The organism is Streptomyces shenzhenensis (assembly GCF_021462265.1).
Classification (GTDB): domain Bacteria; phylum Actinomycetota; class Actinomycetes; order Streptomycetales; family Streptomycetaceae; genus Streptomyces; species Streptomyces shenzhenensis.
In genome coordinates, this window is record NZ_JAJONF010000007.1 from 1 (window position 1) to 13,748 (window position 13,748).

General features: G+C 69.8%; 10 protein-coding genes and 1 tRNA gene. 4 read left to right on the forward strand and 7 right to left on the reverse strand.

From position 1 onward, the window contains the following. The first annotated feature begins 403 nt into the window (after nucleotides 1–403). Complete coding sequence (locus tag LQ326_RS11980) at nucleotides 404–3,415, forward strand: S53 family peptidase (RefSeq protein ID WP_234535543.1); 3,012 nt, start codon at nucleotides 404–406, stop codon at nucleotides 3,413–3,415. A gap of 529 nt (nucleotides 3,416–3,944) precedes the next feature. Here LQ326_RS11980 and LQ326_RS11985 read toward each other — a convergent pair. From LQ326_RS11985 to LQ326_RS12000, 4 genes are all read right to left on the reverse strand, one after another. Next, nucleotides 3,945–4,017 (reverse strand) — tRNA-His (locus tag LQ326_RS11985). A 114-nt stretch (nucleotides 4,018–4,131) separates the two neighbouring features. Further along, nucleotides 4,132–4,734, reverse strand: coding sequence for an oligoribonuclease (gene orn / locus LQ326_RS11990; protein ID WP_234535545.1), 603 nt, complete (start codon nucleotides 4,732–4,734; stop codon nucleotides 4,132–4,134). 234 nt (nucleotides 4,735–4,968) lie between these two features. Beyond that, entirely contained in the window at nucleotides 4,969–6,141 is a 1,173-nt protein-coding gene (locus LQ326_RS11995) for a helix-turn-helix domain-containing protein (RefSeq protein ID WP_234535546.1), read from the reverse strand. 377 nt (nucleotides 6,142–6,518) lie between these two features. Next, nucleotides 6,519–6,857 (reverse strand): hypothetical protein, encoded by a 339-nt coding sequence (locus LQ326_RS12000; RefSeq protein WP_234535548.1) that lies wholly within the window; start codon nucleotides 6,855–6,857, stop codon nucleotides 6,519–6,521. A 389-nt stretch (nucleotides 6,858–7,246) separates the two neighbouring features. On the opposite strand from LQ326_RS12000, the gene LQ326_RS12005 reads away from it, so the two are divergent. Both LQ326_RS12005 and LQ326_RS12010 read left to right on the forward strand, forming a co-directional pair. Next, on the forward strand, nucleotides 7,247–7,774 hold the full coding sequence (locus LQ326_RS12005; protein ID WP_089105170.1) for a universal stress protein: 528 nt from the start codon (nucleotides 7,247–7,249) through the stop codon (nucleotides 7,772–7,774). 154 nt (nucleotides 7,775–7,928) lie between these two features. Beyond that, nucleotides 7,929–8,495 (forward strand): GPR1/FUN34/YaaH family transporter, encoded by a 567-nt coding sequence (locus tag LQ326_RS12010; protein ID WP_234535550.1) that lies wholly within the window; start codon nucleotides 7,929–7,931, stop codon nucleotides 8,493–8,495. A 210-nt stretch (nucleotides 8,496–8,705) separates the two neighbouring features. Here LQ326_RS12010 and glmS read toward each other — a convergent pair whose 3' ends face one another. Then, a complete protein-coding gene (gene glmS, locus LQ326_RS12015) occupies nucleotides 8,706–10,523 on the reverse strand; it encodes a glutamine--fructose-6-phosphate transaminase (isomerizing) (protein ID WP_234535552.1) in 1,818 nt (605 codons plus the stop codon). A gap of 30 nt (nucleotides 10,524–10,553) precedes the next feature. Beyond that, on the reverse strand, nucleotides 10,554–10,811 hold the full coding sequence (locus LQ326_RS12020; RefSeq protein ID WP_089105178.1) for a hypothetical protein: 258 nt from the start codon (nucleotides 10,809–10,811) through the stop codon (nucleotides 10,554–10,556). Between the two features lie 165 nt (nucleotides 10,812–10,976). Here LQ326_RS12020 and LQ326_RS12025 point away from each other — a divergent pair, with 165 nt between their 5' ends. Beyond that, nucleotides 10,977–12,542 (forward strand): purple acid phosphatase family protein, encoded by a 1,566-nt coding sequence (locus tag LQ326_RS12025; protein WP_234535554.1) that lies wholly within the window; start codon nucleotides 10,977–10,979, stop codon nucleotides 12,540–12,542. A gap of 69 nt (nucleotides 12,543–12,611) precedes the next feature. Here LQ326_RS12025 and LQ326_RS12030 read toward each other — a convergent pair whose 3' ends face one another. Next, nucleotides 12,612–13,745 carry a DUF4429 domain-containing protein gene (locus LQ326_RS12030; RefSeq protein ID WP_234535557.1) on the reverse strand — a complete coding sequence of 378 codons (1,134 nt, stop codon included), beginning with the start codon at nucleotides 13,743–13,745 and terminating at the stop codon, nucleotides 12,612–12,614. Nucleotides 13,746–13,748: the final 3 nt, after the last annotated feature.

A 13,748-nucleotide genomic window follows, 5' to 3' on the forward strand; every position in this document is an offset into this window, starting at 1 on the left:
GGTCACCAACGGGAAGGTCGACTTCTACAACGCCTCCGGGAACGTGAACCTGATCGCGGACCTGACCGGGTACTTCACCAAGTAAGCCCGGGGTGCTGGCCGAACTGCTACTCGTCGGACTGATCGCGGAGTTGGCGGAGGGCGGGCGGGACCGGGGAAGGGGCGACAGAGGGCACGGACCCCTCAGGGATCACCGGACTCGACACCCACGTGATGTCGGAAGTCCTGCGGTTACGTTGAAACCCTGCTGGGGGACATAAGCCATCGATTCTGATAAGAAATGCTCCAAATTCCGGCGAAGTTGGTTAGTTCCCTGCGTGCCGCGTTGAAACCAGCCCGCCGGATTCCGCTCAAGGCGCCGGCGCTGACCGTATTGACGGTGCCTCAGTTGTGAAGGGAATGCATGACCAGGAAGATTCAGGCCGCGCCGGGACGTCGCAGACGCTCGGCGGGCGAGATCGACACGAGGGCCAGGGGAGTGGTGGCGTCCACCGTCACCCTCACTCTCATCACTGCGGCCGCCCTCTCCGCCACCGCGGTCAGCGCCAACGCCACGACGCGGCCGGACGCGCCCAACCGAATAGGCACGGCTCCACGGGTGCCGGCCGGCGCGAGTGCCGTCGGCGCCACCGCCCCGGGAACCACGCTGCACCTCAGCGTGCACCTGTCCCCGCGTGACCCGAAGAGGCTGACCGACTTCGTCACGGCGGTGTCCACCCCGGGCAGTCCCCTGTACCACCATTACTTGGCCAAGGGGCAGTTCGCCTCGGCCTTCGGCCCCACCCGGGCCACCATCGCCGGCGTCTCCCAGGCGCTGAAGGCGGCCGGCCTCAGCCCCGGCAAGGTCAGCTCCGACGGCCTTTCCATCCCCGTGACCGCCACCGTGGCACGAGCGTCCCACGCCTTCGGCACCAAGTTCAGGAACGTCCGGCTGAAGGACGGCACGACCCGCTACCTCAACACCTCGGCCCCCGCACTGCCCGCCGACGTCGCGGCGTCGGTGACCGGGATCGTCGGCCTGAGCAACGTCAGCACCGTCACCAGCCACCACTCGGCCGTCCGGCATGTGAGCGAGCCAACCTCTCTCGCAAGGAGCAGCCCCCGCACGGTGGCCCCCCGGACGTACAGCCCGGGGCTCTGCGCCGACTTCACCGGTTCGGGTCTCACCGACGGCACCGACTACTACAGTCCCGGGAAGCTGGCCGGCAATTACGGGATGACGAGTTCCTCCGCCGTCGGAGCGGGGCAGACGGTGGCCGTGTTCGAGCTGGAGAACGTCGACAACGCCAGCATCGCCTCATACCAGTCCTGCCTGGGCACCAGCACCTCGGTCTCCCACGTGTACGTCGACACGACGGCCGGGTCGGGTGCCGCGGCCGGCAGTACGGTGGACGGCGCGACGGTCGGCGTGGAGTCGGCTCTCGACATCGAGGACCTGATCGGCCTGGTGCCGGGCGCGAGCATCATCGACTACCAGGGCGTGGACGCCTCGTCCGCCACCGACCAGAACGTGATCGACGTCTATCAGAAGATGGTCACCGACGACCAGGCGCAGGTCATCTCCACCAGCTGGGGTCTGTGCGAGGCGCTTGAGAGCAGCGCGACCGCGAACGCCGAGAACACGATCTTCGCAGAAGCCGCCGCCCAGGGCCAGAGCGTCGTCGCCGCCTCGGGCGACAGCGGTTCCAGCGACTGCGAACCCGCGACCGGCTCCTCCTCCGCTGCCGTCGACGACCCGGCGAGCCAGCCCTACGTCACCGGCGTCGGCGGCACCACCATGAACGGTTCGGGCAGCTCCGCGACCCAGGCGGCGTGGAATTCGGGCGGCGCCGGCAGCGGCGGCGGCGTCTCCGCACGCTGGAAGCCGACCGTCTACCAGGGCGGTGTCGCCACCACGACCATGCGGGCGGTCCCGGACGTGGCCGCCCTGGCCGACCCGGGCGCGGGCTACCCGATCTACTACCTGGACGACACCCAGTCCGCCAGCCCCCTCCCCGGCATCATCGGCGGAACCAGTGGCGCGGCCCCTACCTGGGCCGCCGCCATCGTCCAGGCCAACGCCTCCGGCGCCTGCCAGACCAACGGCCAGGTCGGTTTCCTCAACGACGCCGTCTACCGGGCGGGGCGGAGCGACTATCCGAGCGGCTTCTGGGACGTCACCAGCGGCAACAACTCCGTGTTCGCCACCGGCTTCACCGCGGTCGCGGGCTATGACGAGGTCACCGGCCTGGGGGCGCCCAAGGAAGCCGGCCTGATCACCTCGGTGTGCGCCCCCAAGGGCACGGCGGCCACCGGAGCCTCCACCTTCCACCCGCTCGCCAGCCCCGAACGGGTGCTGGACACCCGCAACGGCACCGGCTGGGGCCTGAGTTCCGTCCCGACGAAGCATGCTCTTGTCGCCGGCGGCACCGCCCCGGTCAGGATCGAGGGCGCGGCGGCGATACCCAACAGCGGTGTCACCGCCGTGGTCGTCAACTTCACGGTCACCGGGACCACCGGCGGCGGGCACCTCACCGCATGGCCCGACGGCACCACCAAGCCGTCGACCAGCAGCCTCAACTGGAGTTCCGCAGGCCAGACCATCGCGGCCTCCGCGACGGTCAAGCTGGCCGGCGACGGCGTCCTGGACATCTCGACCAACACCACCACCCAGCTGATCGTCGACGTCCAGGGCTACTACACGAGCGGCACCACCGGGACCCGGTACTCGGCGCTGAACCCGTACCGCCTGCTGGACACCCGCAACGCCACCGGGATCTCCACCACCAGCAAGATCTCCAACGCGGTGATCAGCCTCAAGGTCCGCGGTCATGGAGGCGTACCCAGCAGCGCCACCTCCGTGGTGCTCAACCTGACGGCGACCCAGACCGGCAGCAGCGGCTACCTGGAGGCATACCCCGAGGGCGCCGCCCGCCCGACCGCTTCCAACCTCAACTGGTCGGCCACCGGGACCACGCTCGCCAACATGGCCGTCGTGCCGATCGGCAGTGACGGCAACGTCAGCATCTTCGTCCACGGCACCAGCCACGTGCTCGCCGACGTCTTCGGTTACTTCTCGTCGTCCGGCACGACCTTCAAGACGGTGACCCCGTCACGGCTGTTGGACACCAGGCAGACGACGGCGCTCGGCTCCGGCAAGTCGCTGGCCCTGCAGATCTCCGGTCGTGACGCCATTCCGACGACCGGCGTCAAGGCCGTCGTCCTGACCGTCACGGTCACCGGCACCACCGGAACCGGTCACCTCATCGTCTGGGCCGACGGCACCAGCCGTCCGACCTCCTCCAACCTGAACTGGGTGAAGGGCAGGACGATCGCCAACCAGGTGATGGTGCCGGTCGGCTCCGACGGCAAGGTGGACTTCTACACCAACAGCACCACCAACCTGATCGTGGACGTCGCCGGTTACACCAGCTGAGGCGATCCGGCGCCGCGCTGGTGATGCCCCGCAGACCATCGTGGTCTGCGGGGCATCACAGTTCGGAGTGTCATTGACCTCGATCCTGCGCGCACCCAGCAGAGTCGTAGTCTTGATGACGTAGTTGATCTTCGGGTCCGGGTAGCTGCCAGGAGGCCCGGTAGCAGACTGGCGGCGTCGGGGATTGACACCTCTCAACTATGCACGGACGGGTGCGGACGCGGGAACAACTGCAGGCCGGCTTCGGCGTCAGTGCCGCGACGGGTTACTCCGCATCCGCAGCACCACTCTCCTCCTCGCGTCCTTCGTCCCTGACCAGGATCCCGTCACTCACCGGCGGATCGATGCACAGAAACCAAACAGTCTGCGACTGGACGGATGCTTCAAGTGAGATTCCATATGGATGTACGGCCATCGTCCCTTCCCGGGTGACTCGAATCCCGGGCGTATGGACCGTAGCTCGGCCGCGGCCAAACGACAGAAAAGCCCCTAACCCACGTTTCCGCAGGGCAGGGGCCCTTCCTGTAAGGGTGAGTGACGGGACTCGAACCCGCGACATCCTGGACCACAACCAGGTGCTCTACCAGCTGAGCTACACCCACCACGACCGGCGGTGATTCTGTGGTTTCTCCGACCGGCCGAGAAAAAGTGTACAGGGTCCGAAGGGGTGCTCGCGCACGGCTTTCCGGGAGCCGTCTCCGGGGCCTCCCGGGTGCCTATTCCGCAGGCAGGACGTGCTTGGCCGCGATCGTCCGCGCGGTGTCCGAGTCCGGGCCGGGCTGCGGTACGAAGATGGCCTCGCGGTAGTAGCGCAGTTCGGCGATCGACTCGCGGATGTCGGCGAGGGCGCGGTGGTTGCCGTTCTTCTCGGGGCTGTTGAAGTACGCCCGCGGGTACCAGCGCCGGGCCAGCTCCTTGACGCTGGAGACGTCGACGATCCGGTAGTGGAGGTATCCCTCCAGGGCCACCATGTCCCGGGCCAGGAAGCCGCGGTCGGTGCCGACGGAGTTTCCGCACAGCGGGGCCTTGCCGGGTTCCTTGACGTGCTCCCGTACGTAGGCCAGGACCTGCTCCTCCGCCTCGGCGAGCGTCGTGCCGCCGGCCAGTTCGTCGAGCAGGCCGGACGTGGTGTGCATCTGCCGCACCACCTCCGGCATCGTCTCCAGGGCTTTGGCCGGCGGACGGATGACGATGTCCACGCCCTCGCCGAGCACGTTCAGCTCGGAGTCGGTGACCAGTGCGGCCACCTCGATGAGCGCGTCGTCGGACAGCGAGAGGCCGGTCATCTCGCAGTCGATCCACACCATGCGATCGTTCATGCGACCACCCTAAAGCTGACGTCGGCGTTTGGGTGCCCCCGGTGCAGCGCCGACGTTCGGCCGCCGCCGTGGAGGCTGCGCCGCCCCCGGCCCCGCATCATCGGCCTGCGGCCTCGTCTTCAGAGGCCGGGCGGGCCGAGTGGGGGCCGGGCGCCGTTGTTCCTGGGTGCGGATCGGGCCGGGTGGGGTGGTGAGGGCGGCCCACCCGAGCGGGTCGGGTGGGCCGGTGGTGGGTCAGCTGCCGGTACGGGGGCCCGGGAGGCTCGGTGACAGGCCCACCGTGGCTGTCCTGCGGGTCTGCATCGGTAGGACGCCCTCGGGGTACGGGACCGCGAGCGGACCCGTCTGTGCCAGCGGGGCCGGTTCCGGCGTGTCGGGGCGGTCGGACTGCGGGCGGCGTGCCCGGTAGGCCGCCCGGTACGCCGCCGGGGACGAACCCAGCTGGCGCCGGAAGTGGCCGCGCAGGGCGACGGGGGAGCGGAAGCCGCAGCGGCCCGCCACCTCGTCCACCGAGTAGTCCGACGTCTCCAGGAGCCGCTGGGCCTGGAGGACCCGTTGCGTGATCAGCCACTGGAGCGGCGCCGACCCCGTCAGCGAACGGAAGCGGCGGTCGAAGGTGCGGCGGCTCATGTACGCGCGGGCAGCCAGCGTCTCCACGTCGAACTGCTCGTGGAGGTGCTCCAGCGCCCAGGCGACGACCTCGGCGAGCGGGTCGGCGCCGATCTCCTCTGGTAAAGACCGATCGAGGTAGCGCTCCTGACCGCCCGAGCGGCGCGGCGGGACCACCAGACGGCGGGCGAGCGCGCCGGCCGCCTCGTTGCCGTGGTCCGTCCGCACTATGTGGAGACAGAGGTCTATTCCGGCCGCTGTTCCGGCGGAGGTGAGGACGTCGCCGTCGTCCACGAAGAGTTCCCGTGGGTCGACGTGCACCGACGGATAGCGCTTGGCCAGCGTCGGCGCGTACATCCAGTGGGTGGTGGCCGGGCGGCCGTCCAGCAGGCCTGCGGCGGCCAGCACGAACGCGCCCGTGCACAGTCCGACGATGCGCGCACCCTCTTCATGGGCGCGGCGCAGCGCGTCCAGTGCCTCTTCCGGTGGCGGCGCGGTGATCGAGCGCCAGGCCGGTACGACGACCGTGCCGGCGCGTGAGATCGCCTCCAGGCCATGCGGCGCGGTGAGTTCCAGGCCCCCTGTGGTCCGCAGCGGGCCTTCCTCGCCTCCGCACACCAGCAGTCGGTAGCGCGGTACGCCGGCGTCCTGGCGGTCTATCCCGAACACCGACAGCGGGATGGAACTCTCGAATATGGGGCCGCCGCTGAACAGCAGCACCGCGACGATCTCCTTGCGGCGTCGCCCGGAAAGTTTCCGGACCGCGGCTTCCGGCGCGGCAGTGGAGTCGTGGCTCATCCTGCTAAGCCCCCCTCGGTGGTCGCGGCTCCTCGGTTGTGTCGCTCCTGCACGTTTCCCCTTGGTCCTGCACGAGTCCCCCGCCGTAAGACGTCAAGATCGAATCTACTGGTTTCCGCGGTCTCGCGGTGACCAGTTCGACACGCCGCCGATTGTCGACATGACAACTTGGCGTGAAGCATTCGATCACGAAGGGTTGCACTCACGGGCCGTGCAGGGAAGTGCGCCTCGTGGCAGTGGCCAAACCGCATAGGGTGCGGAGGGTCCCGCAGACCCTTTCCGTGCAGGTGGAACGGGGGTTGGGGGGTGGTCGGAAACCCTCTTTCACAGGTCCGGGAAGTTGGCTGAAAATCAGCGTTCGTGTGCGCGGAAACCGGTCAGTCGACCGGTGTACTGCTCCGGGTGTGACGTCCGCCTCTCCGGGCGGCCGCCGGGTGCCTCGCACCGTGCTCCGAGCGGCGCAGCAGGAAGCGACAGGCGGCGGTGACGGCGGCGAGGCCGAGGGCGGTGCCGGCCGCGCCGGCCGGCGAGGTGCCGTACCAGAGGAGCACCACGGGGACGAGCGCGCAGGAGAACGCGGCCCAGCGGACCACTTCGTCGGCGGTGCCGGGGGCCGGGCGCGGGCCTGGCGTCCGGGGCGGGCCCGGCGTCCGGGGCGGGCCCGGGGCCCGGTGGGCGCCGGGGGCGGTGGGGGCGGTGGCGCGCGGTCGGGGCATGGTCGTATTCCTTCTCGGTGCTCGCGCTAGTCGCGGTGCTTGTGGTACTCCTCGTGCTCCCTCGTGCTCCGTCGTGACGCACTCGTACCGGAATCAACGCGTGTGCGAGCCGTCGGTCACCGTGCGTGCGGCTTCCGGTGCTGTCCGAATCCTGTGCAAACCGCCTGTACGGGGCAGCAACCATTGCGTTACGGGCGCGGCTCGTGCATGCTCCCTGGAACCCCTAACCGACTCCGGGGAAGGTCCCCTACGGAGAGTGCGCGGGATCTGGGCTGAGGAGGCGTGCCGCCGTACCCTTGGGGGTATGGGGTTGGGAAGATGTTTCCCGGACACAGCTCCGCCGCACACTGTCGTCCCTCCCACACAAGGATCACAACGCCGAGACAGCCATGGCCGGTCACGAATTCTTCGATCCAGCGGACCGCAAGCGGCCGGTCGCCGACCCCACGGCGGCCGATGCGCTGGCGGCGGAAGAGTCACGCCCTTCCTGCGATCCCGCCTTCAAGCACGGGGTGGTCGTCGGCTTCGACGGTTCCACCTCCAGCGAGCGCGCCCTCGCCTATGCGATCGGGATGGCCCATCGCTCCCGCGCGGGGCTGATCATCGTCCATGTCGCCAACCGGCTGCCGACCACCGTGTGGGCCGGCTGTGAACCGCCGGTGTTCGTCGACGTGCCGGACCACCGCACCGAGGTGCTCGGGCTCGAACTCGCCTGCGCGGAGTACCTGGCCGAGGTGCCCTGGATCCTCGTCGAGCGCGGCGGCGACATCTGCCACGAACTCGAAGAGGTGGGGCGGGAGTACGAGGCCGACGCGATCGTCGTGGGGTCGACCCACGGAATCGTCGGCCGGATCTTCGGCTCCGTGGCCGGCAGACTCGCCAAGCGGGCCAAGCGGCCCGTCGTTGTCATTCCGTAACTCCGCGTTCTCCCAGGCGAGATGCGCCATGGGGACGGTCCGGCTCTCTTCGTGCGGTGCCTGAAATTCCTGGCGCGTGGAGGTGTTTGTGCCCTTGTGAAGGGCATATATCGGTCACCGCGCACAACTGCACAAGGCATGAAGGGAGCCCGCCGTGGACAATGACGTCTCCGCGGGAAGCGGAACCACCACCGTGGCCGGTCGACTCGCCCTGGGAATAACCCTGTTGGCGTTCGGACTCGGCACCACCGGTGTCATCGACAACGTCACCACCTCTGACGCCGTGTCAATCGCCCACTACGTGGGCGGAGTCGCCCTCTTCCTCGTCGGCCTGCTGGCCTTCCGTGACCGGGACGCCGTGACCGGCACGGGCTATGTGGTCCTCGGCGCGCTCTGGTTCACCTGGGCCGTCTCGTCCGGCGGCCAGTCCTCGGCCAACGGCGCCGGGCTCTTCCTGCTCCTCTTCGCCCTCGTGGCACTGTCGTTGACCCTCGCGGGCGGCGACCAGCTCGGACAGGGCATGCACGGGCTGCTGTTCCTGGCGATGCTGGTGCTCGCCGTCGCGCAGTTCGCCGGCAGTTCGTCACTGACCAAGGCCGGCGGCTGGGTCGCGGTGGCGGCGGGGGCGGTGGCCTGGTACGCCGCGACGGCCGCGCTCGCGCACTGGCCGACGGTGCTTCCGGGACGGGCTGCCGGCCGGGGAGTGACGGCCCACGGCTGAAAAGGCAGCCGACGCCGGGGAGTCGGGCGGCCCCGGCGATCCAATGAGCGGACCCTCGCGTGGCGTTCTGCGCACGTGGGGGTCCGTTCGGCTGTCCGGCCCGTGCGGGTGCGTGGGGGGCTTGTCGCGCAGTTCCCCGCGCCCCTGAAAGAGCAGGGGCCGCGGAACTGCGCATGCATCCCCCAACGCACCCGCACGCCTCGAACGGTCCTACTCCACCGTCACCGACTTGGCGAGATTCCTCGGCTTGTCGATGTCCCGGCCGAGCGCCTTCGCCGTGTGGTACGCGAGGAGCTGGAGGGGGATGCCCATCAGGATGGGGTCCAGTTCGTCCTCGTTCTTGGGGACGATGATCGTACGGTCCGCCTTCTCCTGGTGCTGGTGGGCCACCGCGAGGATCTTGCCGTGGCGGGCCTTGATCTCCTCCAGGGCCGCGCGGTTCTTCTCCAGGAGGTCGTCGTCGGGGACGATCGCCACCGTGGGGAGAGCCGGCTCGATCAGCGCCAGCGGGCCGTGCTTGAGCTCGGAGGCCGGGTACGCCTCGGCGTGGATGTAGGAGACCTCCTTGAGCTTCAGGGAGGCCTCACGGGCCACCGGGTAGCCCCGGACGCGGCCGATGAAGAGCATCGAGCGGGCCTCGGCGTACTCCGCGGCCATCTTCTCGATGTCCGCCTCCTGGGCGAGGATCTCCGAGATCTGGGCCGGCAGCCTGCGCAGCCCCTCGATGATCCGCTTGCCGTCGCGGACCGAGAGGTCGCGGATGCGGCCGAGGTGGAGGGCGAGGAGGGCGAACGCGACCGTCGTGTTCGTGAAGCACTTCGTCGAGACCACGCAGACCTCGGGCCCGGCGTGCACGTACGTGCCGCCGTCCGCCTCCCGCGCGATCGCCGAGCCCACCACGTTCACCACGCCCAGCACCCGCGCGCCCTTGCGCTTCAGCTCCTGGACGGCGGCGAGGACGTCGTACGTCTCACCGGACTGGGAGACGGCGATGTACAGGGTGTCGGGGTCGACCACCGGGTTGCGGTAGCGGAACTCGGAGGCGGGCTCGGCGTCCGCGGGGATGCGGGCCAGCTCCTCGATCATCTGGGCGCCGATCATGCCCGCGTGGTACGACGTGCCGCAGCCGAGGATCTTCACCCGGCGCACGGCACGCGCGTCCCGCGCGTCCAGGTTGAGGCCGCCGAGGTGCACGGTGGAGAAGCGGTCGTCGATCCGGCCGCGCAGCACGCGGTCGACCGCGTCGGGCTGCTCGAAGATCTCCTTGTGCATGTAGGTGTCGTGGCCGCCCATGTCGTACGACTCGGCCTCCCACTCCACGGTGGTCGGCTCGGCCGTCGTCCGGGTGCCCTCGGTGGTGTATGTCCGAAAGTCGTCGGCCTTGAGGGTGGCCATCTCGCCGTCGTCGAGGGTCACTATCTGGCGGGTGTGGGCGACCAGGGCCGCGATGTCGGAGGCGACGAACATCTCCTTGTCGCCGATGCCGAGGACGACCGGGGAGCCGTTGCGGGCGACCACGATCCGCTCGGGGAAGTCGGCGTGCATGACGGCGATGCCGTAGGTGCCCTCGATTAGGTGCAGCGCCTGGCGGACCTTCTCCTCCAGGGTGTCGGCCTGGGAGCGGGCGACGAGGTGGGTGAGGACCTCGGTGTCGGTCTCGGAGAGGAACGCGACGCCGTCCGCCTCCAGCTTGCGGCGCAGCTCGGCGGCGTTGTCGATGATGCCGTTGTGGACGACGGCGACCTTCTGGTCGGCCGACATGTGCGGGTGGGCGTTCACGTCGGAGGGGGCGCCGTGGGTGGCCCAGCGGGTGTGGGCGATGCCGGTGGTGCCCTTGAAGCGCGCCGGCACCTTGGCCTCCAGGTCCCGGACCCGCCCCTTGGCCTTCACCATCTTGAGGCCGGCCGTCTTCGGCGCCGAGACGACGATGCCCGCCGAGTCGTAACCGCGGTACTCCAGCCGCTGGAGGCCTTCGAGAAGGAGGGGGGCGACGTCGCGCCTACCGATGTATCCGACAATTCCGCACATGTATGGGTGTTCCGTATCCCTAGGCCGTAGTCATCCGTAGACCATGCGACGCAACTGCCGGAGGGTGAGCTCCGGCGGAGCGACCGCCCTGTACTTCAGATCCGCCGCGATCCGTTCGAAGATCTCCGCGTTCACCAGGCCTTCCGCCTGGAGCTCGCGGTGGCGGCGCCGGACGTAGTCCCCGGCCGTCTCGTCGAAGTAGGCGAGCACATCCTGGATCACCCGCAGCGCCTCGCCCCGGCTGAGGGGCGTGGACCGCGTCAGGTGATCAACAAGTTCGTCGTGCACCCGGTAGATCCTCGGTTACCGGCGCCGGTTTCGCAAGAATCCTGCCCGATTCCGGGCAGCAGCCTGTTGATCCCCTTGTGGGGTGGTGTTCGGGCGCTGTCCATCCGGAGTCCCGCGCATCGTTGCCTGGGGAGACGATTTTCAGACGCTATGGACATTCCTCGTATGGGCGTACCCGATGAGCTCGCCGAGCGCATGAGCATGGCCGAGCAGCACGAGTACCTCCGCGCCCGGTTCTCCCGGCGCTCCATGATCAGAGGCGGCGCCGTCACACTGGGCGCCGTCACGGGCGGCTCGTTCGTCCTGGGCAGCACCGCCCAGGCCGCCGTCCCCACCCAGTCCTCCGCCCCCGCCACCGAGTACGTCAACGGCGCCTTCGTCGCCCCGTTCGGCCGCCACCTGGCCTACGGCAACGACGCCAGCACCGAGATGACGATCTCCTGGCAGGTCCCGGTCGCGGTGAAGAAGCCCTTCGTCCGCATCGGCACCCACGCCTCGCACCTCTCGGTCAAGATCGACGCCGAGATCCGCACCCTCTACACCCCGGCCGGCATCGGCGCCAGCGGCAACCACACCCAGTACTACGTGCACGCCAAGCTGACCCACCTCAAGCCCGGCCGCACCTACTTCTACGGCGTCGGCCACGACGGCTTCGACCCGGCGTCGCCCCAGTTCGCCGGCACCATCGGCACCTTCACCACCGCTCCCGCGCACAAGGAGCCGTTCACCTTCACGGCCTTCGGCGACCAGGGTGTCAGCTACCACGCCCTGGCCAACGACAGCCTGATCCTCGGCCAGAACCCCAGCTTCCACCTGCACGCCGGCGACATCGCCTACGGCGACCCGGCCGGCCAGGGCAAGTCCACCGACACCGGCTTCGACTCGCGCACCTGGGACCAGTTCCTGGCCCAGACCGAGTCGGTCGCCAAGTCCGTGCCGTGGATGGTGTCGTTCGGCAACCACGACATGGAGGCCTGGTACTCGCCCAACGGCTACGGCGGCGAGGAGGCCCGCTTCACCCTGCCCGACAACGGGCCGGACAAGAAGAACCTGCCGGGCGTCTACTCCTTCGTCCACGGCAACACGGCGGTCATCTCGCTCGACCCGAACGACGTCTCCTTCGAGATCCCGGCCAACCTCGGCATCTCGGGCGGCACCCAGACCACGTGGTTCGAGGCGCAGCTGAAGAAGTTCCGCGCCGCGAAGAACATCGACTTCATCGTCGTGTTCTTCCACCACTGCGCCTACTGCACCTCCACCGCGCACGCCTCGGAGGGGGGCGTGCGACAGGAGTGGGTGCCGCTGTTCGAGAAGTACACGGTGGACCTGGTGATCAACGGCCACAACCACCAGTACGAGCGCACCGACGTCATCAAGGGCAACACCGTCGTCAAGAAGCTCCCGATCGGCGAGACGGCCTACCCCGAGACCGAGGGTGTCGTCTACGTCACCGCGGGCGCGGCCGGCCGCAGCCTCTACGCGTTCTCCGCCCCGGACTCCTACGAGGGCCACCTGAACGAGGTCGACTCCGTCGCCTCCTTCGTCAACACCAAGGGCGGCAGGGTCAACGAGACCGTCACCTGGTCCCGGGTCCGCTACCTGAACTACTCCTTCCTGCGTGTGGACGTCGAGCCCGCACCGCGCGGCCAGTACGCCAAGCTGAAGGTGTCGGGCATCGCCGAGACCGGTGACCGCATCGACCACTTCACGGTGGCGCGCAAGGCCAAGTAGGGCCGGGCCGCGGGGCCGGGCAAGGCCGCCCGCCCGCGAAGCAGGGCGCAAGGCACCCGCAGGCGGTCCTCACATGCGTCTGAGGACCGCCTGTTTGGCCGTCGCGAACTCCTCGTCCGTGAGCACCCCCTCGCGGCGCAGCTCACCCAGCCGACGCAGCCGGCGCAGCAACACGTCGTGATCGGCCCCGGCCGCTTCCGGTTCCGGGGCCGCTTCCGGTTCCCGGACGGCTTCCGGTTCCGGGGCCGCTTCCGGCCTCCGGGCGGTCTCCGGCCCCTGGGACGTCTTCGGTTCCCGGACCGTCTCGGGCCTCCGGACCGTCTCGGGCCTCCGGGCCCTCTCCCGCCTCTGGGACGCCTTCGGCTCCGGGGCCGTCTCGGGGTCTGGGGCCGTCTCCGGCCTCCGGGCGGTCTCCGGCTCCCGGGCGGTCTCCGGCTCCCGGGCGGTCTCCGGCTCCCGGGCGGTCTCCGGCTCCCGGGCGGTCTCCGGTGCCATGGCCGCCGCCGACGGATGCGGCAGCCGTGCCTGTACCGCCGCCGCGAGCAGTGCCGTCAGCGGATCCCGCCTGAACCCCCACAGCTCCACCGCGTTCGGGTCGTACGTGGCCCGCTCCCCGGCCGGCGCGCCGGCCACCCGGAACCGCAGGCAGCCTCGCTCCAGCCCGGCGGACGGCCGCCACTCCACACCGAGGATGTCCGCCAGGGCGAGGGTGCGCGGCCCCGCGGCGGCCTTGGCGGCCTCCGTCTTCCAGTTCCACTCCAGGCGCACCCGCGCCCCGTCGAACGACGCCGTGCCGTCCCCCGCGGAGACCGAGAGCGGCAGCGGCGGACCCGGCAGCAGGTACTCGCGCACCGGCGTGCTCGGCACCCGCGCCAGCAGCAGCGCCTCGCGCACCTCGTCCGTGAAGTACTCGGCGACCCCGTGGCGCTCCGACTCGACGGTCAGCCGATAGGGGTCGTGGGGTTCGGCGAGGCGGCCCCCGGTGGCGTGCAGCAGCGGATCGGCGCCGTCCCGCAGCCGCAGCCTCAGCCGCCCCCGCCTACGGCCCCGCTCGAACGAGATCCCCGCCAACGCGCCCAGCGGGACGACGAGTTCACCCAGCGTCCGGCGCAGCACACTGGCGTTCCCGTCCCGCCCGGGAGTCAGCCGCAGAGCGTCCTGGTCGAAGGCCCAGACGCCGCCCGTCTGGATGATTTCCGCCATGCG

Bases quoted from the DNA above. Each gene is read 5' to 3' on its own strand.
- LQ326_RS12000 (WP_234535548.1), bottom strand. From the start codon at position 6,857: ATGCCCCGACCGCGCGCCACCGCCCCCACCGCCCCCGGCGCCCACCGG.
- LQ326_RS12005 (WP_089105170.1), top strand. From the start codon at position 7,247: ATGGCCGGTCACGAATTCTTCGATCCAGCGGACCGCAAGCGGCCGGTC.
- LQ326_RS11980 (WP_234535543.1), top strand. From the start codon at position 404: ATGACCAGGAAGATTCAGGCCGCGCCGGGACGTCGCAGACGCTCGGCG.
- LQ326_RS11995 (WP_234535546.1), bottom strand. From the start codon at position 6,141: ATGAGCCACGACTCCACTGCCGCGCCGGAAGCCGCGGTCCGGAAACTT.
- LQ326_RS12025 (WP_234535554.1), top strand. From the start codon at position 10,977: ATGGGCGTACCCGATGAGCTCGCCGAGCGCATGAGCATGGCCGAGCAG.
- orn (WP_234535545.1), bottom strand. From the start codon at position 4,734: ATGAACGATCGCATGGTGTGGATCGACTGCGAGATGACCGGCCTCTCG.
- LQ326_RS12030 (WP_234535557.1), bottom strand. From the start codon at position 13,745: ATGGCGGAAATCATCCAGACGGGCGGCGTCTGGGCCTTCGACCAGGAC.
- glmS (WP_234535552.1), bottom strand. From the start codon at position 10,523: ATGTGCGGAATTGTCGGATACATCGGTAGGCGCGACGTCGCCCCCCTC.